Genomic DNA, 20311 nt, shown 5'->3' with positions numbered 1-20311 from the left:
CCAGAAAGATGTCTAAAAATGAAAAAAATCGGCTTCTGTAATAGAAACCGATTTTTCAGTATGACCCGTACGGGATTCGAACCCGTGTTACCGCCGTGAAAGGGCGGTGTCTTAACCGCTTGACCAACGGGCCTAACAAATATGGTAGCGGCGGAGGGGATCGAACCCCCGACCTCACGGGTATGAACCGTACGCTCTAGCCAGCTGAGCTACACCGCCATATTGTTTGGTGCTTCTAAGCACAAGTTATATAATACAAAGGTTTGTCCTTTTCGTCAACAGAAACTTTAATGTTATAATTTTCTGACTCTTGCCTTGAGAGAGCATATAAAAAAAGCACCCGTTGGGACGAACGGATGCTTCATTTATTTATAGAAAGCAGCAAGTTATCCTCTTCTTGCTCCGCGCCCTCCACGTTTTGATTCCGTATTGCGTTTTAAAGATGACAAGCGATCTTCGCTATCTTTTAAAAACTTGTTCATTTTCTGTTCAAAAGATTCTTTCGGACGGAAATCATTTCTAGGTCTGGCTTGCGGACGGTCTTTAGCTTTTTTAATTGATAAACCAATTTTCCCGTCTTTTTCAACGTTGATGACTTTCACTTCAACTTGGTCGCCGACTTTTAAGTGATCATTAATGTCTTTAACATAATTATCGGCTACCTCACTGATATGAACGAGACCGGTTGAGCCTCCAGGCAATTCAACAAATGCTCCAAAATTTGTAATACCTGTAATTTTCCCTTGCAACTTGCTGCCCACTTCAATCGACATAAAAAAAGTGCTCCTCCTTAGGCTTATAAAAAGATCGTTTGCTTAATTATACCTAAATAAAAATTTAAGTGTCAACAAGGCTACTTGTTCTTCTTCTCCACATTAAAGATTATTTCACCGTCTCCAGACATGAATAAGTCTCTTCTGGCAAGCTCTGTGACGTAATCTTCATCTTTTAATTTGGATATTTCTTCTTTTAAATCCGTTTGCTTTGTCTTTAAATTCTTCAGTTCTTTTTCAAGCTGTTCTTTCTTTTCTTCTTTTGCGCTAAGGGAAGATGTTTGGCTCCATACAGAGCTTGCCAGTACAATTGCCGTCAGAAGTACGAGGGCGCCGAATACAGTCAACCGTCTGTACAGCCCTTTTCTTCTTCTTTTCTTCAGCTGATTTTGCCGCTCTACTTTTTCTTTATAGTCGTTTTGTATTTCAGTTATCGTTCGTTCCCTGGAAAAATTCAAATCAGACGGTCCTCCTTTCATCTCTTCAAAAAACGTGTAATGGTCGTTCTTATGGTTACCAATAGTTTCTGCTTCTTTTTTAGAAATCCTGCACCTTTTTGAAAATATCGTCTGAAAGTTAGACGCAGTTTTTCAGGAAGAAGTTTCATACATTGTTTAACGATAAAGCGGATCGGAAAACACAGAACCATGACTATTTTATATAGACATAACATGAGAAAACCGATCAGGCGGTATGTTCTCTGAAAAAGAAACGTGACCAGCCAGATGATGACTCCGCATGTCCACACAATAGGACGAAATAACACGTGCTGAATGAGCTTTTTTAAGAATTGATAAACAGAAACAACAAGATAAATGACGAATTTCAGTATTTTTATATAGATTCGTTTGCAAAGGCTTTGATACGTCGCAACGCCCAGCAGAACCGCCAAAAAAATGTACAGCCTGAATTCTCCCTCATTTACATGAAGCAAAACATAAAAGAAGAGCAGCCCCTGCAAAATCCAGAAAAGAATATCATGAATAAATAAAAGCCATCTGGCTGTTCTGGCACGAATGACAAAGAGCCTGTACGTATCAAGCGACGCGCCAAGCCAGAGGCCCATACCGGACATCGCCAGCATTGTATAGAATTGTGTCGTCAGCGTCATTTAAACAACTTGCTAAAAAACCCTTTAGCTTTATCCCCTTGTTGCTCGTCTAAATACACTAAATCAAATACCCTGCCTTTGATCGAAACAATCCCTTTTTCTACATCAAGATTCTTCATTTGAAGGTTTTCGCCTCTGACTGAGAGCATTCCCATCACTGTTTCCAGCAGGAATTCTTCGTTATCAAAGCTTTCAACTTGCTTAACCCCAGAAATATCTAAATGTTTCCGGCCTTTCATTGTCACATCGTGCTGTTCCGGAACAGAAGAAGAACCTTTTTGTTCATAATATGAATTCATCTATTCAGCCCCCATATCCTCGATACTTTTAGCATTATTACTGCATTGTATGAGGCGGGGGATTCTTTTAGAACAAGCCTATTCGCCGAGTTTTTCTTCCTTTAGCACCGTATACATGTTTGCGGCTTCTTCTTTTTTCGTCGTGTCTTTGAGCTCATTCACTTGTACCGTTACAAGCTTTTGGCCGAAGCGGACCGTTAATTCATCTCCAGGTTTTACGTCTGAGCTTGCTTTAGCCTGATTTCCGTTAATGGAGATTCTGCCTTGATCAGCTACTTCCTTCGCTAGTGTACGTCGTTTAATCAGCCGTGATACTTTTAAAAATTTATCTAATCTCATATTATGATCTCCTCTCAGTTTCTTTTGCTTCATTCCACAGATTGTCCATGTCCTCAAGAGACATATTAGCCAGCTCGATTCCCTTTTCCTTCGCTGTTTGCTCAATATAAGAGAAACGTCTCCGGAATTTATCGTTTGTCATCGCCAATGCTTCCTCCGGTTCTATTTTGTAGAAGCGGGCTACATTTACCAAGGCGAAGAGAACGTCGCCAAATTCGGCCTTGAGATTGTGTTCATGAGGGTCTTCAGAAACCTCCGAAGAAAATTCCTCCATCTCCTCATTCACCTTTTCCCAAATATCACTCACATCTTCCCAGTCAAAACCTACTTTTGCCGCTTTTTTCTGAAGTTTAGCAGCTTTAGAAAGAGCAGGAAGGGTTTTCGGAACGTTGTCTAACAAGGATTCTTCAGATGTATGTTTTTCGGCTTTTTTAATATCTTCCCAATTTGCCAAAACATCGTTTTCATCCTGAACCTTAACATCTTTAAACACATGGGGATGTCTTCGGACCATTTTTTCACTGATCCCTTTAATCACATCATCTATTGTGAAATAACCATCATCTTCACCGATTTGCGCGTGAAGCAGGACCTGAAGCAAAACGTCGCCAAGCTCTTCGATCATATGGTCTGTGTCTTCTTCGTCAATTGCTTCGAGAAGTTCATAACACTCTTCAATCATGTATTGTTTTAATGACTGATGAGTCTGCTTTTTATCCCACGGACAGCCATTAGGCCCGCGAAGCTCTCTGATGATGCGCCGAAACGCGGAGAACTCCCGGTACAGCAGCTTCTCTTCTTTAATCGGCGGAATATACACACTTGTTAAGTTATTCATGGCGACATTACGGTCCAGTTCAAATAAAGGCACTCTCCGAATATCCTCATCGCGGCTTCCGGCGGCCGTTACAATCACAACTTCATAATCATCCGGCAGCTTCTCCATTAATGTCAGCTTTACTTCGGATGCAGTCATTTGGTCGTAAACCTGACAAATGATCAGGTGATGTCTGAGCTCAAGCTCATCCGCGCTCAATGTGCCGGCATCCACAAATTGAAAGCCTTCAATGGGATCAATTTGCAAGGCATTAAAAGTGGCATCAAGAAAACTTTGTCCTCCCGCGACTTTCACCTGAATGTTTTTTTCTTCCTGCCGCTCCGTCAGCAGCTGTACTGTTTTTTCTGCTACAAATGGATGCCCCGGAACCGCATAAACAACGTCCTGATGCTTCGCTTCTCCAAAGAGAATGTCAGCAATTTCTTCGTATACCTCATCAAACTGGTCGTGCTTCTCATATATATCATCAAAATAACGAATGTTCTTCGTTTCGCTTTCTAGCTCCTGAATTAAAGGATGGTCTTTTGTTCTGACAAACAGAGTGTCCGCCTTTGTCAGCAGCTTATGTATGCCAATTGTCAACTGGTCCATGTCTCCGGCGCCAAGCCCGACGACTGTAATGTTACCTGCCATTTTGTTCTCTCCTTCTTGTGAGTTTGCTTAACTTGCTGCCAAAAGGCACACTGTTGAGCTCTTCATCCGTAAATATTCCCAATTTCATCATACAATAAATAAACACCGCGCCTCCAATGGCGACAGCAGAAACACTTTCAACCGCCGCATATCCTCTTCCTTCCGCATCAAACAGAAAAGACCAAAGGCGTAAATAAGCAAGCAAGACAGCCGACATCAATAAAGCGGACCCTATAATCGGAAGCATAACGCCTCTCAGCTTGTCCAGCCATTCTTTTTGCCGCAGGCAATATAAATTAAGGCCGGCGACAGCCGCAAAGGTAGCCGCTGTCGCAAATGAAGCCCCTTCAATTCCATAACGCGGAACCAAAAAGGTATTTAACACCCATTTCACAGCCACGCCTGCGCCTACCGCTATTGCAGGAAACACCGTGTTTCCCGTTCCCTGTAAGACAGCAGCAGCCGTGACCGCCAAGGACGCAAACAAAATGGAGCAGCTAAATATCTGTAACGCAGCTGTTCCTTCACCATTTTGAAACAGCATAATGTTGACCGGCTCGAGGATGCAGATGAGACCTGCAGACGCCGCAACGCCAATCGTAAGACACAGCTTTAAGGAAGACGTCACTCTTTGTTTCATCACCAGCATCTGATTGTCCTTTACCGCCTTTGAAATCAACGGTACGAGTGAGGTCCCGATGCTCATTGCGAAAACAGAACCGAGCTGCAAAAGAGGCTGCCCCCGGTCATAAATTCCTTTCAGCCGCTTTGCTTCTTCACTCACCTCACCGCCAGACAGCAAAGAATATAAATTCAGCGCATCGACAAGCTGAATAAACAGAAGCAGCAGGCTGCTGACACAGATCGTTACTGAATATAAAAGCAGTTTCTTAATTAATTGATTTGTTGTAATGTGATTTTCTTTTTCTATTTCCGCTTTTTCAGGCTTTTTCATTTTGAACCAAAAAAAGACAAGGATGATAAGCGCAATCAAACTTCCGGCAAGAGAACCAGAAGCAGCTGCCGCTCCCGCAGTATAAAGCGAGGCACCCTTTTTGATGAGCCAAAATGATAACCCTAAAAGCACCGCTACCCGCAGAAACTGTTCCATGATTTGCGATAAAGCGGATGGCAGCATATTGTGCCTCCCTTGAAAAACGCCTCTGAGCAGCGCGACAAATGGAAACAGAAGAAACGCATATGCAGTTACTTGAATTAACTGAGCGAGATGCGAATCACCCATAAACAGAGCGATCGGAACCGCTCCCATATATAAACACAGAAATAAAAAAACACCTATTACCGATAAAACCAGCGCTGAAATTTTCATTATAGTGTTATGGTTTTTTTCACTATAATCATTCATCAGTTTAGAAATAATCACCGGAAATCCTGATGTTGAAAGCATGACGGCAATACCAAGAAAAGGGTATACCTGCTGATATATATAAAATCCAACATCGCCGACAATGTTTTGAAATGGGACTCTGTAAACGGCGCTTAATATTTTTGAAATAACGCCTGCCAGAATTAAAACAAAAGCCCCCTGCCACATCCAATGCCGTTTGACGCGTATTGAATCATCCATCCAAAAGCTCCTTCCCAACGTCAGGGGCCATGCAGAGTGTGCAATGACCTTGGTACAAATAAAAACGAGGTTATTATACCATATCCCAACCCTTGGAATCCTTTTTCGGCCTGCACAAAAAAGAACAGCGTCCCAAGGAGAGCTGTTCTTTCTATACCTATTTTGATAATTGTAATAAGACCTACTGTTCCATTTGACGAGCCAAAAACCCAGCTGCTGTTTCAACGGCTTTATGCTCTACTTCGCCCATCGTCTGATCCTTTGAAAAAATCACGACAGCACCTATCGGGTCGCCGTTCGCCACAATCGGGCCGACAGTATACGAACTCATATCTTCATCTATGCCATTCACAAGCTGCACGGATTTTGCATCGCTCTCAAGCACGGAACTTCTCTGATCCATTGTTCTTTCCAGCATTTCGCTGATCGGCTTGTTTAAGTAGTCTTTTTTGGAACTTCCGGAGACGGCAATGTAGACATCACGGTCACAGATAAGCACTGAATGGCCAAGACTGTCATAAAGCGCGTCTGCATACTCCTTTGCGAAGTCTCCAAGTTCACTTATCGGAGAGTATTTTTTCAAAATAACTTCTCCGTCACGATCTACAAAAATCTCAAGCGGATCGCCTTCCCTGATTCTCAGCGTTCTGCGAATTTCTTTAGGAATCACGACCCGTCCTAAGTCATCAATACGACGTACGATACCGGTTGCTTTCATCTCTGGTGCCTCTCTTTCATTTGATGGTTATACAATGTGGGAAAGACCTAAAGCAGTTACTTTATGTACCTTCCGCCTCGCTTGAAATTAGTATCCGTCACATCAAATGTAATATACACCAGAGAGTAACAAAATTTACGTTGATGAAATGGTTTGTTTTTTCACATCTTTAAGGCCCTTCAGCATGCCCAGCACGGTTTCGAGCCATTCATCCGCAGTCTTGCCTTTCGTTTGAACGGAAATTTTGAGTTTTTTCCCTTCCATTCCCAGTCCGATTTGTCTGCCGTATTTGTTGCCAAGCTCAAACAGTTTCTGGCCGTCAATATCAGCACTGGCTTCTTCAGAAATGGTCAGCCTGACTGCATCTTTATCTTGCTTAATCAATTCGACCCGTTCATTCTTCGCATAAACCTTCATTTCAGCTACGGTAAACAAGTATTCAACTTCTTTTGGATAATTTCCAAACCTGTCAATCATCTCATCTTGAAGTTCATTTTTCTCTTCAATTGAAGCCACAGATCTGAAGCGTTTATACATATCAATTTTCTGTTTGCCGTCTTGAATATAAGTTTCCGGAATGTACGCATCAAGCTCAAGATCAATTTCTGTTTCAAAATGCTCCGTTTTCGCTGTATCGCCTTTCCGCTCTTCTATGGCCTCTTTTAGCATTTGCGAATAGAGGTCAAATCCGACCGAATCGATAAAGCCGTGCTGCTGAGCGCCAAGGAGATTTCCGGCTCCGCGAATCGTTAAGTCGCGCATGGCGATTTTAAAACCAGATCCCAGCTCCGTAAATTCTTTAATCGCCTGCAGTCTTTTTTCAGCTACTTCAGTAAGCACTTTATCCCGGCGATACGTGAAATACGCATACGCTACACGGTTAGAACGGCCGACACGTCCACGCAGCTGATAAAGCTGGGAAAGACCCATCTTGTCGGCGTCAAACACGATCAGCGTATTCACGTTTGGAATATCTACACCCGTTTCAATGATTGTTGTGCTGACGAGAACGTCTGATTCCCCTTCCAGGAAACTCAGCATGACAGCTTCTAATTCATTTTCTGTCATTTTCCCGTGGGCATACGCAACCTTCGCGTCAGGGACAAGCATTGAAATCTCATCTGCTTTCCGTTCGATATCCTCTACCCTGTTGTATAAGAAATAGACTTGGCCTCCGCGCGCAAGCTCACGCTCAATCGCCTCTCTGACAAGGGCACCATTGTATTCCACAACATACGTCTGTACAGGGAAGCGGTTTTCCGGCGGCGTCTCGATCACCGATAGATCCCTTACGCCAAGCATAGACATATGCAGCGTACGCGGAATCGGTGTCGCTGTTAATGTTAATACATCCACATTGGCTTTAATCTGTTTGATCTTTTCTTTATGGGTGACACCAAAACGCTGCTCCTCATCAATGATGAGCAGCCCTAAGTCTTTATAAACAACATCTTTTGATAACAGTCGGTGTGTCCCAATGACGATATCAACCGTTCCGTTTTTCAATCCTTTGATCGTTTCATTCGCTTCTTTTCTTGTTCTGAATCGGCTAAGCAGGCCGATATTCATCGGGTAGTCCTGAAAGCGCTCTGTAATGGTCTCATAGTGCTGCTGAGCCAAAATGGTTGTCGGGACAAGCAGTGCGACCTGTTTTCCATCAGCGATTGCCTTAAACGCCGCACGGATGGCAACCTCTGTTTTCCCGTAGCCTACGTCTCCGCAAAGCAGGCGATCCATCGGCCGCTCTCTTTCCATGTCTTTTTTGATTTCGTGAATAGAGCGGAGCTGATCTTCTGTCTCTTGATAAGGGAACGCCGATTCAAATTCACGCTGCATTTCATGATCAGGGGAAAACGCGTAGCCCTTGCTCGCTTCCCTTTCGGCATACAGTTTAATTAAGTCATCAGCGATGTCTTGAACGGATGTTTCTACTTTTTTCTTAACCCGCTTCCATTCACTGCCGCCTAACTTATACAGCTTCGGTTCTTTTCCTTCTGATCCGACATACTTCTGTACCTGGTCAATTTGTTCAACCGGCACATAAAGCTTGTCGCTTCCCTGATAGTGAATGTTCAAATAGTCTTTGTGAATTCCATTGATCTCAAGGGTTTCGATCCCTAAATACTTTCCGATCCCGTGATTAATATGAACGACATAATCACCAATTTGAAGCTCGGAATAGCTCTTGATGCGCTCTGCATTCGTAAGCTTCTGTTTTCGAGGCTTCTTTTTCACGCGGTTTTTGAACAATTCTTCTTCAGTAATGACAGCAAGCTTCATTAACGGCAGCTCAAATCCTGATTGAAGCTCGCCTTCCATGATATAAACCTGTCCCTGAACAAGCGCCTTTTTGCTGTCAGTCATCGCCGCTTCGATTTCATAATCGGCCAAAACAGAAGACAGTCTTTGTGTACGTTCCTTATTTGCTCCCAAAAACACGACGGTAAAGTTTGATTTTTTAAACCGCTCCATTTCACCGGCAAGAACATTCATTTGCCCGTGGAAGCTCTGCATTTGTCTGCTGGATACATTTACGATATTTTGCGGGCTCGTATGCTGAACATGGCGTAAAAACAAAGAATAGTACAGCAAAGGCCGTCTTTGTTCAGCAGCTATTTTTTGGAAGCTGAATGACAGACTGATGTCATGCAAAATCTTCCCTTCCTCCAGCAGATTTGTGACAAACTCCGCTTCTTCCTTTTGAAGCTGCTCTTCCATTTCATGAATCCGGCTGACTTCGTCCAAAATAAGAAGCGTGTTATCAGGTGTATAATCTAGCAAACTAGCAGGTTTTTCATAAAAATATGAAAGGTACTTCACCAGTTCTTGATCTGTCTGGCCTTCAGATAAACGCTCTTTATCATGAGAAATATTCATATGCAGGATTTCTTTTTGCTTGTCGAGCTTTAATTTTTTCAAGCTGTCGGCAAGGCCTTTATCCATCTTCTCTATTGCACGTGCTTTTTCTTCAGCTCTGATAATCAGTTCCTTTGCCGGACCGATACTGATGGAGGTCAAGGTTTCAATTGACCGCTGATCATCGGAGTTAAAGCTGCGGATGGAATCAACCTCGGTGTCGAATAATTCGATTCTGACCGGATGCTCAGAGGTCAGCGGATAAATGTCGATAATTCCGCCGCGAATACTGAATTCACCGGGTGCAGAAACCATATCAGACCGCTCGTATCCCACCTCTACCAGTCGGGATGCCAGCTGATCCGGTTCGATATCATGACCCACTTGAATGAGCATTTGGCTGTTTTTCCACACCTCTACCGGCGGCAGCATTCTTCTGACAGCCGCCACTGGAGCAACAACTATAGGCGTTTCTCCGTTTGTTAATCTATTAATGACATCTAAGCGCTGCGCCCGCAGTTCAGGGCTAGCCACCGCGATTTCTGATGATATGAGTTCATTGACGGGGTACAGAAGGACAGACCGATCTCCAAGAAGTGAAGTCAGATCATCCGTTACTTTCTGAGCTTGGTATAAATTATGGGTGATTAGAAAGATAGGCTTATTCGTTTCATTAGCCAGAGCAGAAGTAAAAACAGAACGCGCGGAACCTGAAAGACCCGCGAGCAGTTGTTCCTTCAGCCCCTCGTTTAAACCGTTGACGATGGATTTGAAGTCATCGCTTTCTTTAATAAAGGTTTGAATGTTGTCCATATGGCCCCTCCTCTCTGTTTTCTGCAAGAACAGAAAAACGCTTTGGTCTAGTGTCTACACCAAAGCTTTTTATTGAATAAATGTGTGATGTTCGTGGTAATGCGGATTTCGTTCAAGCGCCTCTTGGCAATCTTCACATATTGTAAGAACATGGACATCTCCATTGTCTTTATATGAAATCATATCGTTTCTTTCCTCGTTTGTTAAGTGCTCAAATCCAAGTGAGTTTGTCGATACCATGGAAGATTCCAGACTTCCAACTTTTACTCCGCAATGACGACAATAATAATGCAAAGCCATACAAGGGACCCTCCTGATGAAAAAGTCATTTTGGTGTAGTATGGACTTTGATGATGTATTTTATACCTTCGCGTTGAATTCGTTCATAACCTCTAAAAACGGTTTGCTGAGAGAAGCCTCACAAGCCTTAACGGACTTTCCAATCGCTTCATCAATTGCTGGTGTTTCATCATCTGTAAAAGCACCTAAAACATAATCAACCACCTTCATCCCGTTCACTGGCCGCCCGATTCCGATGCGGATGCGATCAAACTCAGGCGTTCCGAGATGCTGGATCAGTGATTTGATGCCATTATGCCCGCCGGCACTGCCTTTCGTTCTTAGACGGATCTTGCCAGTCGGAAGATCAAGGTCATCGTAAATGACTTTTAAATCTTCGTTGTCTACATCATAATAATCCATTAAAGGCCGCAAACATTCTCCTGATAAATTCATATATGTAAGCGGTTTAACAAGTAGAACCTTTTTGCCGGAAACAAATCCGGTTCCGTATAATCCGTTAAATTTGCTCTGGTTCAGCTCAATATTCCATTCCTTCGAAAGCTGGTCTATTGCCATAAATCCGACATTATGCCTTGTATTTTCATAGTTCTTTCCCGGGTTTCCGAGGCCAGCAATTACAAGCATGGCAAATCCTCCCTTAGTCACATAAGCTCCCGCTCTAACACGGGCTATAATTCTTCTCATTCTAGCACAAAAGACGTAACCGCGGGAGGGTTACGCCTTAAGCTATTATTGATCTTCGTTTTCACCTTCAGGCTGAGCATCGGCAGTTTCCTCAGCGTCTGTTTCTGCAGCATCCTGCTGCTGCGGAGGAAGAATAGAAGCCACAACTTCATCTGATTCGTGATTATAGGAGTAGTCACCGCCGGCAGGCAAGTCCTCAATCGTGAGTACATCATTTACATCAAGACCAGAAATGTCTGCCTCGATCGATTGCGGTATTGCTTTTGGCTTCGCCTTCACGGTTAGAGCGTAAAGCGGCTGTTGCAATACGCCTCCATTTTTCACTCCAATTGCTTCTCCGGTCAGATGAATCGGCACTTCCACTTCAATTTCTTCACTCATATTGACTACTTGGAAGTCAGCATGAGTGACCTCATTTTTCAGCGGGTCCGTTTGCAGCTCTGTTACCATGACAGCGTGCTTCTCTCCGTTGACGTCGAGTGTAATGACTGTATTCTTGCCTTCATCCCTCAGTGTTTTGATAAGTTCCACACTGTCTAAGGATACCGGTTTGTTTGCCGTGTCTTTTCCATAAATGATACCTGGAACATGTCCTGAAGTACGGATATCCCGAAGAGACGAACGGGTGAAACCTGTTCTTTCTTTTGCCGTTAACGTTGCCATATTCAGCACCATCCTATTATCGTTTTATTGTCCTATTAGAAACAATACCCAAAACGATAAAGGTTTAAACCTTTCAAAATCGGTTTAGCTGAACAGGTAGCTGACAGATTGCTGCTCATGAACGCGAATAATCGCTTCAGCCAGAAGCGGGCCGACTGAAAGCTGCTTAAACCGTTCAATTTTCTTTTCTTCAGGAAGCTTGATGCTGTTTGTCACAACAAGCTCTTTAATTGTTGAGTTATTAATCCGTTCAACAGCAGGTCCTGATAGAACTGGATGTGTACAGCATGCATAAACTTCTTTCGCACCGTTTTCAACGAGCGCATTAGCTGCAAGTGTAATGGTGCCGGCAGTATCAATGATATCATCGATAAGGATAGCGGTCTTCCCTTCGATATTACCTACAATATTCATGACTTCTGCCACATTCGGTCTCGGACGGCGCTTATCAATGATCGCAATCGGCGCTTTTAGTCTGTCAGCCAGTTTGCGGGCACGTGTCACACCGCCGTGGTCTGGTGAAACAATGACGATATCTTCAAGGTTTTTGCCTTCAAAATATTCTCCTAAAATCGGAACACCCATTAAGTGGTCAATCGGTATATCAAAGAATCCTTGAATTTGCGGTGCGTGCAGATCAAGCGCAATGACACGAGTCGCACCGGCAGTTTCAAGCAGGTTTGCGAAAAGCTTTGCTGTGATTGGCTCACGGGATCTCGCTTTTCTGTCTTGACGTGCATAACCGTAATAAGGAATAACAATGTTAATGGTTTTTGCAGAAGCGCGTTTCAACGCATCTACCATAATCAACAGTTCCATAATATGCTCGTTAACGGGGTCACTTGTAGACTGGATGATGTAACAGTCACATCCGCGAATACTTTCTTCGATATTAATTTGGACTTCCCCATCACTAAATCTTGTGACAGAACACTTCCCTAATTGAACTCCAACTATATCTGCGATTTCTTTTGCAAGCTCTGGATTAGAATTCAAAGAAAAAATCTTTAAATTCTTATCTCCGTATTGATTAGACATGGATAAACCTCCGAATTTAGGATTATTTTTTATGAATATTTTTCACATAATCGTCTTTATTTACTTGTCTCGCTCTGGCAATAGCAAGTGCTTTTCCAGGTACATCTTCCGTAACAGTTGAGCCTGCCGCTACATAAGCGCCTTCTCCGACTGTAACAGGGGCAACCAAATTGGAGTTGCAGCCGATAAATGCGCCGTCTTCAATTTTCGTCAAATATTTATTCTTTCCATCATAATTGACAGTAATTGAACCGCAGCCCAAGTTGACGTCTGTGCCTACTTCGGCATCCCCGACATAGCTTAAATGAGAAGCCTTGCTTCGGTCTCCGAATTGCGTCTTTTTGATTTCAACAAAATTCCCGATCTTCACTTCATTCCCGATGACAGAATCAGGCCTGATGTGAGCAAAAGGTCCTATGTTTACATCATTCCCCACTTTACTGTTATTGACTACCGATTGTTTAATCACAGTACGGCTGCCAATTGAACTATTCATAATCTCAGTATGAGGGCCGATAATCGTATCTTCTCCGATTTGCACCTCACCTTTAATCACAGTTCCAGGATAAATCACAGTATCGCTTCCGATGACAGCTTCAGGAGAAATATACGTATTCATCGGGTCAATCAGCGTAACGCCATTTTGCATATGCCGTTTATTAATCCGCTCTTTCATAAACAATTCAGCCTGAGAAAGAGCAACTCTATCATTAACTCCGAGCGTTTCTTGGAAGTTACCAGTCTGGTAAGCGGCAACAGTTTCGCCTTCATTTTTGAGGATCTCTATCACATCCGGCAAATAATACTCGCCTTGAACATTATTGTTCGATACTTGGTCAATGGCCCGGAATAGAGCTTCATTATCAAAACAATACGTTCCAGTATTGATTTCAGTCACAAGACGTTCTTCCTCTGAAGCGTCCTTGTGCTCCACGATTTTTTGAACCGCTCCGCTCTCACCGCGAATGATTCGGCCGTATCCAGTCGGATCTTCTGCAACTGCAGTCAAGATCGTAGCTTTTGCTTCTTTTTGTGTATGTTCTTTCAGCATCGCTTCCATTGTCTCCGCTGTTAAAAGCGGCGTATCTCCGCAAATGACAATCGTTACACCTTTTTCGTCAGCAAGAAATGGCTGTGCCTGTTTTACAGCATGAGCAGTGCCAAGCTGTTCTGCTTGAAGCGCATACTCGCTTTTATCACCAAGCTGCTTTTTCACTTCTTCCGCACCATGTCCGACAATCGTGACAAGCTTCGTTAAAGATAACTTTAAGGCTTCGTCTACGACGTGCTCTACCATAGGCTTACCGCAAACTGGATGAAGGACTTTGTAAAGCTTTGATTTCATTCTCGTTCCTTGTCCAGCCGCTAAAACAACTGCAAACCGCTTATCCATTTAATGGCCTCCAATATCCCTTTTATCCATAGAAAAATATATCCTAAATATCAGTTGATTTCAAGGAGACTTCATGAAGTGCAAGAATTTTCTATGGGTGCATTTTAGTTTGAAAAATCAGAATTAAAAAAGGACTGCCGGAAAAAGGCTTGTCTCAGCCCTGTCAGCAGTCCTTGCTTTTTGGTTATTTTTTAAGAAGCTCCAGCTTCTTCGAATTCTAATGCTTCAGTGTCACCCAGACGATGATACTCATTTAACACGGCATCTTGAATCTTTCCTCGCGTGCTTGAATTAATAGGATGAGCAATATCGCGGAACTCTCCATCAGGGGTGCGTTTACTCGGCATCGCAACGAAAAGACCATTGTTTCCATCAATCACACGAATATCATGAACAACAAATTCGTGATCCAGCGTGATGGATGCAATCGCTCTCATGCGACCATCGGTATTCACGCGGCGTAATCTTACGTCAGTAACTTCCACAGTAGTTCACCACCTTTTCCCTATATAAAAGCATTAGTGTATCAATTCCACGATTTTTTCTGAATTCCTGCTGTTTTTTAAAATATTTTTTGAAAAAATAGGATATAAATACACAATTAGGTCATAACGCTTTTATTTTGGGCATAAGGTAAATAAAAAAGTGATTCCGAGTTTACCCAGAATCACTTTTCTTATTATTTTACTAACGCAATCACTTCGATTTCGACTAATGCATCCTTTGGAAGTCTCGCAACTTCAACGCAAGATCTCGCCGGTTTGTGCGTGTCAAAATATTGTCCGTACACTTCGTTCACTTCCGCAAACTGTTCCATGTCCGCGATAAATACAGTTGCCTTTACAACGGTTTCAAAAGAAGCACCCGCTTCTTCCAACACCGCTTTTAAGTTGCTGAATACTTGATGCGTCTGCTCCTTAATATCACCGTTTACCATCTCGCCTGAAGGCGTCAAAGGAATTTGGCCTGAGCTGTAAAACATATTATTGACGATAATCCCTTGTGAGTAAGGTCCGATTGCCGCTGGGGCATGTTTTGTGTGGACTGCTTTTGTCATGATTCCGTCTCTCCATTCTTCAAAAGATTGTCTTTAAAAAAACGCAGAAAATTGCCATTCTGAATTTCAATGGACTTATCTTTCATGTTGATCGTTGAAAGAGTGAGAAGTGACATATATTCATCAACAAGACGTTCATCTACTCCTTCGGCTTCGACCAAGACGCCGATCCCCGCGACATTCGCATTAAACTCATCCAACAGGTTAATCATACCATTAATTGTGCCGCCTGCTTTCATAAAGTCATCGATAATGAGTACGTTTGAACCCGTTTTCATGCTTCTTTTTGCAAGTGACATTGTTTGAATGCGGTTTGAGGAGCCTGACACGTAATTAATGCTTACCGTGGAGCCCTCCGTTACCTTGTTATCCTTGCGCACAATGACGACAGGCACATTCAGATAACTTGCAGCTGCATACGCAAGGGGGATGCCTTTCGTGGCAACGGTCATAACAACGTCAATTTCGCGGTCCGCAAATACAGAAGCAAACAGCTTTCCAACCTTGGAGAGAACAGATGGCTTTCCTAAGATATCCGTTAAATACACATAACCGCCCGGAAGGATACGCTCAGGATTTGCCAATGACTGTCCAAGGGTCTGAACGAACTCTTCAGCTTCAGCCTGCTTCATTTTCGGAATATATTTGACACCTCCGGCAGCACCGGGAACAGTAAGCAAGGTACCAATCCCCTGCTGCTCAAAGGTTTGCTTTATAATTGTTAAATCTTCACTGATCGATGATTTTGCAGATTCATACCGCTCAGAAAAAAAGGTTAACGGTATTAACTCGTGCGGATGGGTTAACAAATAATTTGTTAAGTCCACCAATCTGCCGCTGCGACGAAACTTCATGAACTTACCCCCAAAATCCGAATATTTTAAGATCAATATAACTTAACATACGGATTTAATCAAGAGCGTTCTGTTCGCCGATCATTCTCACTGCATATACCTGATCGCAGAAGCCTCTTAACCCGTTATAAATCCTCTGTACCTTAGACTCATACTGAACCAGTCCAAACACAGTCGGACCGCTTCCGCTCATTAACACAGCATCTGCACCAAAGCGTTTCATCTGGTTTTTGATCATCGCGACTTCAGGATGCATATCAAGCGTTACAGACTCAAGCACATTGCCTAAACGGCTGCACATCTTTTGAAAGCTCTTTTCCTCAATCGCGTCAATCATACCGTTTACATCCGGGTGTTCCACCTCATCAAGCTTCAGCTGTCTGTAGACCTCGGCCGTGGAAACGCCGATTGTCGGCTTCGCCAAAATGACCCAGCAATGCGGAGGCGGGCTGATGTGTTTGATCTTTTCACCGCGTCCGGTAGCAAGCGCAGTTCCGCCATAGACGCAAAACGAGACGTCTGAGCCAATTTCCGCTCCCAGCTCCGCCAGCGTTTCTGCAGAAAGATTTAAATTCCACAGTCTGTTCAGTCCTCTGAGCGTTGCCGCCGCATCACTGCTTCCGCCAGCAAGGCCGGCAGCCACCGGGATCACCTTAGTGATCATAATGGAAACTCCCTTTTTCACGTTGTATCTGTCTTTGACGAGCTTGGCAGCCTGATAAGCTAAGTTTCTTTGGTCATCGGGCACAAAGCGGTTGTGGGATGAAACCCTCACTACATCTTCTGCCAGCTCCGTCAATTCAATCCGATCCGCTAAATCAATTGTCGTCATAATCATTTCGACTTCATGATAACCATCCGGGCGTTTTCGGGTAACGTCGAGTGACAGATTGATCTTGGCTGGCGCTTTTTCTAAAATACGCATAGCTTTCACCTACTTCTCCATCTAAACATAAGTATGAACATTGTATCACATTTGAAGTACGGGATGAACATATCCATATTGGAGCTATTATGTATTTCCATCCAAAATCAAAAACCGGGGAACCATACGTCCCCCGGGTCACATTCCTTATCGGTTATTCTGATTCTGAGCCATTTGCTGTTCGGCGATTTCAATTGCCCGTTTTACCATGTTTCCGGCATCGCGGGCACGAATGCCGCCCCAACCTTCATTTTTTACAGTGTCGTAAAAACCAAGGTCCTTAGCCAGCTCATATTTAAACTCATCTGACATAACTCCACGACGTCTGCCCAAACGAAACAACCCCTTTTTTTAGAGATGATAACGATTCGTGCACGTCACGATAAAATGTGACCGTTTTTATCTTTTGTTTAATGACAGTGAAAGTATCGAGAGAATTAATGGAAACCAAAAAAGGCAAAACAAAAAGCAGTAAACAAAAAGTTCACTGCCCGTTAAAATGCTACTGAACTTGCCGCGTCATCATTAAATGTCAGCTCAACAGTCTCAGTCAAAATATCAGCATAACTGTATGAAACTCTTTCAAACGAGTTCTCGTCTTGATCTAGTTGTATCACAAAAACAGCAGGGTACGTCTCAGCTAAAATGCCCGAGCGCTCAATCGTTTTTCGGCGGCCACCGTTTGCTTTTAACGTCAGCCGTTTACCTAAATTTCCATCAAGCGACCTTTTAATATCGGACAACGTCTTCGCCATTGCATCCACCTCACTACATTTATTGTACAACACGAGCCCATTTTTGTCAAATAAAATTTAAATTATATCAACGTTAATAAGACGTTGTCAACAAAATTATTTTGACAAAATTCTATGATTCCTCAAATATTTTCTGCAAGTTTCGGTAAATTATGTATCATTATGCAAAATAAAAACCCCGAATAAATCATCTATCCGGGGTTAATTGGACTTATAAGGCATTCCGACCCTCAGTACTCCTCTTGTTTCAATGCCTCCAAGTCCTTTCTCTCTTGTCAGTGTATTCCGAAGCACTTCCCATACATTGATTCGTTCCATAAAAGGTGTAAAGCTGATTTTCGCTACGATATATACAGGATCAAGAGCGTGAATGTTTACTCTTGAAGGAGAACTCGCGAAATTCGCCCCCGCTCTTATTAGTGATTCAAAATGGGATTGACAAGCCCCCGCAAAAATAACAAGCTGATCTAAGTGAGGGATTTTTTTTCGGGCTTTATGAACTGTTTCGACAAAGTGTTTTGAATGTCTGTATGCGCTCAAATCATCAATGCCGCCCTTTTGCTTGGAGTATGCATCATGCCCGGTAATCACCAGGATGTCAGGTCGATATTTGTCGAGCAATTCTTCTATAGAAGCAGACATTTTCTTTTCGTGGCAATGAATGCCGTAAACCGGCACACCGATTTTTTTATAGACACTCAGGCATTTTTTTAAATACGCCTCATCACCATCCATATGAAGCACCTTGCCCGGCATATGAAAATAGTGCTCCTGATGCTGATACTGGCTTGTTGCATAGTACTCCTGTTTCTCTCTCAGCAGTTTATAATCCTGACGGAGCAACTCAAGTGATTCATTCATTCTGCTTTCATCTTTCTTTTTTCGCATCAGCTGCTCATCTTTTTGCACGGCCACCAAATCAGAAAAATACGCATCAGCAATCAGCCTGACTTCGTCACCATGCAAAATGGCGATTGAATTCCCTGTACTTGTTTGCTCTATCCCTATAATGCGAAACAAAACATCCATTTGATAGGATTTTCTGGCTACCATATCCCCTATTTGAAATTGCACGTTCCTCACTCCACACATAGACTAAGCCTCATCATGAAAGAAAGAGCCTTGAGAAAAGCGCCTTTTTTCGCTGAGTGCAAGTTTTTCTAATCATTGAATTTTAAGGTCCTTCTCTAGCCTATGTAGCGGCAGTCCATGTGGTGCGAAAACAAAAAGCCCTTTTAAAAAAGGGCTTTGTACAATCCGTTAGACAGCGCAGCGAACTCCTCAATAGACAAGGATTCACCTCGGCGCTTGCCGTCAATATTCGTTTCTTCCAGCACTTGCTCGATCGTTGGTTTTTTTGCTTTTCCATCAGGCAGATTGTTCACTAAGTTATTAAGCAATGTTTTACGGCGCTGAGCAAAACTCGCCTTAATTAACTGAAAGAAAAAGGCTTCGTTTTCTACATCCACTGCCGGGCCGTCGCGGCGAATCAGCCGAATGACTGCAGAATCTACATTAGGCTGAGGAACAAATACCGTTTTCGGAACGATCATCACCGTTTTGGCCTCTGTATAAAATTGCACAGCAATAGAAAGTGAACCGTATTCCTTAGATGAAGGATCAGCTGCCATACGTTCGGCCACTTCCTTTTGCAGCATAACGACAATCCCCTTCAGCGGAAGGTTTTCTTCAAGCAGCTTCATGATAATCGGCGTTGTCACATAATAAGGAAGGTTGGCTACAACCATCACCTCATCACAGTCCTTAAATTGCTCTTCAATGACCGATTTGACGTCAGCCTTAAGCACATCTTGATGAATGACAGTGACATTGTCATAAGGGGAGAGCGTGTCTTTAAGGATCGGCAATAAACGCTGATCAATTTCAAATGCCACGACCTTTTTCGCCCGCTTGGCAAGCTGTTCAGTCAAAGCCCCGATTCCCGGGCCGATTTCAATGACACCGGTTTTCTCTGTCACTTCGGCGTGGTCGACAATTCTGTCTAAAATGTTCGTATCGATTAAGAAATTCTGTCCCAAACTCTTTTTAAAAGAAAAACCGTATTTCTTCAGTATCTCTTTCGTTCTAATCGGTGTCGCAATATCTTTATTCATTCTGTTCCTCCCGCATGACGGTATCGAGCGCACTCATAAAATCACTTTTTTTAATTTGAAACATTTGCAGCCGTTTTTGAAGCTGTTTGCCATTTGTATATCCGATTTTCAGCAAATCACCAAGACGTTCACGGCGGCGCTTTGCTTCAGATCCGCCAATCAGCCCGGCGTGAATCAGGTCTTCCGCAGAAATTTCACTCGGCTGTGCTTCCATTTCTTCGTGAACGTTTTCTAAACATGCCCTGATGCTTTCAATCGATGCGTGCTCTACGCCAATTCCCCGTTTGTTCTTAGGTTTCGCAAGATGCTTTGGCAAAAATGCATGCTTACAGCCAGGTACAGCCTCGGAAATGGTTTTTCGTATTTTTTCTCCCGGAAAATCCGGATCCGTTAAGATAATGACTCCTCTGGTTTCCTGAGCCAAACGGATTTGTTCAATCACATGATCACCGATGGCTGAACCATTTGTTTCAATTGTATCTGCATCAACAGCCAATTTGATGCGGGCCGTATCGTCACGCCCCTCGACCACAATGATCTCTTTAATTTTCATTATT

The 20311-nt window shown here is 43.2% G+C and carries 23 protein-coding genes and 2 tRNA genes; all 25 read right to left on the bottom strand.

The genetic code is table 11. From position 1 onward, the window contains the following. Positions 1-61: 61 nt before the first annotated feature. Positions 62-133, bottom strand: a tRNA-Glu gene (locus UJ203_RS20505). Positions 134-142: 9 nt separating this feature from the next. Continuing rightward, positions 143-219: transfer RNA gene (locus UJ203_RS20500), tRNA-Met, on the bottom strand. A gap of 167 nt (positions 220-386) precedes the next feature. After that, positions 387-773, bottom strand: coding sequence for a S1 domain-containing RNA-binding protein (locus tag UJ203_RS20495; RefSeq protein ID WP_003218379.1), 387 nt, complete (start codon positions 771-773; stop codon positions 387-389). Between the two features lie 80 nt (positions 774-853). Beyond that, positions 854-1231, bottom strand: coding sequence for a cell division protein DivIC (gene divIC, locus UJ203_RS20490; RefSeq protein ID WP_322013597.1), 378 nt, complete (start codon positions 1229-1231; stop codon positions 854-856). Between the two features lie 17 nt (positions 1232-1248). After that, positions 1249-1884: a spore cortex biosynthesis protein YabQ gene (gene yabQ, locus UJ203_RS20485; protein WP_202853362.1), complete on the bottom strand. Its 636-nt coding sequence runs from the start codon at positions 1882-1884 to the stop codon at positions 1249-1251. Beyond that, a complete protein-coding gene (gene yabP / locus UJ203_RS20480) occupies positions 1881-2183 on the bottom strand; it encodes a sporulation protein YabP (protein WP_024123628.1) in 303 nt (100 codons plus the stop codon). The genes yabQ and yabP overlap by 4 nt, the downstream gene beginning before the upstream one ends. A gap of 78 nt (positions 2184-2261) precedes the next feature. Further along, positions 2262-2522, bottom strand: coding sequence for an RNA-binding S4 domain-containing protein (locus UJ203_RS20475; protein ID WP_024123627.1), 261 nt, complete (start codon positions 2520-2522; stop codon positions 2262-2264). 1 nt (position 2523) lies between these two features. Beyond that, entirely contained in the window at positions 2524-3993 is a 1470-nt protein-coding gene (mazG, locus tag UJ203_RS20470) for a nucleoside triphosphate pyrophosphohydrolase (RefSeq protein WP_322013593.1), read from the bottom strand. Then, positions 3983-5581 carry a polysaccharide biosynthesis protein gene (locus tag UJ203_RS20465; RefSeq protein ID WP_322013591.1) on the bottom strand — a complete coding sequence of 533 codons (1599 nt, stop codon included), beginning with the start codon at positions 5579-5581 and terminating at the stop codon, positions 3983-3985. The genes mazG and UJ203_RS20465 overlap by 11 nt, the downstream gene beginning before the upstream one ends. Positions 5582-5762: 181 nt before the next feature. Further along, complete coding sequence (spoVT, locus tag UJ203_RS20460; protein WP_105955699.1) at positions 5763-6299, bottom strand: stage V sporulation protein T; 537 nt, start codon at positions 6297-6299, stop codon at positions 5763-5765. 135 nt (positions 6300-6434) lie between these two features. After that, positions 6435-9968, bottom strand: coding sequence for a transcription-repair coupling factor (gene mfd / locus UJ203_RS20455; protein WP_095714733.1), 3534 nt, complete (start codon positions 9966-9968; stop codon positions 6435-6437). 69 nt (positions 9969-10037) lie between these two features. Further along, positions 10038-10268 carry an anti-sigma-F factor Fin family protein gene (locus UJ203_RS20450; protein WP_024123622.1) on the bottom strand — a complete coding sequence of 77 codons (231 nt, stop codon included), beginning with the start codon at positions 10266-10268 and terminating at the stop codon, positions 10038-10040. A 60-nt stretch (positions 10269-10328) separates the two neighbouring features. Continuing rightward, positions 10329-10895 (bottom strand): aminoacyl-tRNA hydrolase, encoded by a 567-nt coding sequence (gene pth / locus UJ203_RS20445; RefSeq protein ID WP_105955700.1) that lies wholly within the window; start codon positions 10893-10895, stop codon positions 10329-10331. A 105-nt stretch (positions 10896-11000) separates the two neighbouring features. Then, positions 11001-11618, bottom strand: coding sequence for a 50S ribosomal protein L25/general stress protein Ctc (locus UJ203_RS20440; protein ID WP_024123620.1), 618 nt, complete (start codon positions 11616-11618; stop codon positions 11001-11003). 84 nt (positions 11619-11702) lie between these two features. Then, entirely contained in the window at positions 11703-12656 is a 954-nt protein-coding gene (locus tag UJ203_RS20435; protein ID WP_003218353.1) for a ribose-phosphate diphosphokinase, read from the bottom strand. A gap of 22 nt (positions 12657-12678) precedes the next feature. After that, complete coding sequence (gene glmU / locus UJ203_RS20430) at positions 12679-14049, bottom strand: bifunctional UDP-N-acetylglucosamine diphosphorylase/glucosamine-1-phosphate N-acetyltransferase GlmU (RefSeq protein ID WP_105955702.1); 1371 nt, start codon at positions 14047-14049, stop codon at positions 12679-12681. Between the two features lie 191 nt (positions 14050-14240). Continuing rightward, a complete protein-coding gene (gene spoVG / locus UJ203_RS20425) occupies positions 14241-14534 on the bottom strand; it encodes a septation regulator SpoVG (protein WP_003218346.1) in 294 nt (97 codons plus the stop codon). Between the two features lie 194 nt (positions 14535-14728). Further along, entirely contained in the window at positions 14729-15106 is a 378-nt protein-coding gene (gene ridA, locus UJ203_RS20420) for a 2-iminobutanoate/2-iminopropanoate deaminase (RefSeq protein ID WP_003226738.1), read from the bottom strand. Next, a complete protein-coding gene (gene purR, locus UJ203_RS20415; protein WP_024123618.1) occupies positions 15103-15960 on the bottom strand; it encodes a pur operon repressor in 858 nt (285 codons plus the stop codon). Before purR ends, ridA begins: the two co-directional genes overlap by 4 nt. A gap of 55 nt (positions 15961-16015) precedes the next feature. Then, positions 16016-16885 carry a 4-(cytidine 5'-diphospho)-2-C-methyl-D-erythritol kinase gene (gene ispE / locus UJ203_RS20410; protein WP_024123617.1) on the bottom strand — a complete coding sequence of 290 codons (870 nt, stop codon included), beginning with the start codon at positions 16883-16885 and terminating at the stop codon, positions 16016-16018. Between the two features lie 147 nt (positions 16886-17032). After that, complete coding sequence (locus tag UJ203_RS20405) at positions 17033-17218, bottom strand: small, acid-soluble spore protein, alpha/beta type (protein ID WP_010332697.1); 186 nt, start codon at positions 17216-17218, stop codon at positions 17033-17035. A 161-nt stretch (positions 17219-17379) separates the two neighbouring features. Continuing rightward, positions 17380-17640: a biofilm formation stimulator Veg gene (gene veg / locus UJ203_RS20400; protein WP_024123616.1), complete on the bottom strand. Its 261-nt coding sequence runs from the start codon at positions 17638-17640 to the stop codon at positions 17380-17382. Between the two features lie 201 nt (positions 17641-17841). After that, a complete protein-coding gene (gene prtG / locus UJ203_RS20395) occupies positions 17842-18714 on the bottom strand; it encodes a sporulation-specific protease PrtG (RefSeq protein ID WP_024123615.1) in 873 nt (290 codons plus the stop codon). Between the two features lie 161 nt (positions 18715-18875). Beyond that, positions 18876-19754, bottom strand: a complete 879-nt coding sequence (gene rsmA / locus UJ203_RS20390; protein ID WP_024123614.1) for a 16S rRNA (adenine(1518)-N(6)/adenine(1519)-N(6))-dimethyltransferase RsmA — start codon at positions 19752-19754, stop codon at positions 18876-18878. Further along, positions 19747-20307, bottom strand: coding sequence for a ribonuclease M5 (gene rnmV / locus UJ203_RS20385; RefSeq protein ID WP_044153503.1), 561 nt, complete (start codon positions 20305-20307; stop codon positions 19747-19749). Before rnmV ends, rsmA begins: the two co-directional genes overlap by 8 nt. Between the last annotated feature and the right edge of the window lie 4 nt (positions 20308-20311).

The organism is Bacillus sp. V26 (assembly GCF_034296245.1).
Classification (GTDB): domain Bacteria; phylum Bacillota; class Bacilli; order Bacillales; family Bacillaceae; genus Bacillus; species Bacillus halotolerans.
The sequence above is the reverse complement of the archived record's forward strand: the minus strand, read 5'-3'. Positions and strand labels throughout refer to the sequence as shown.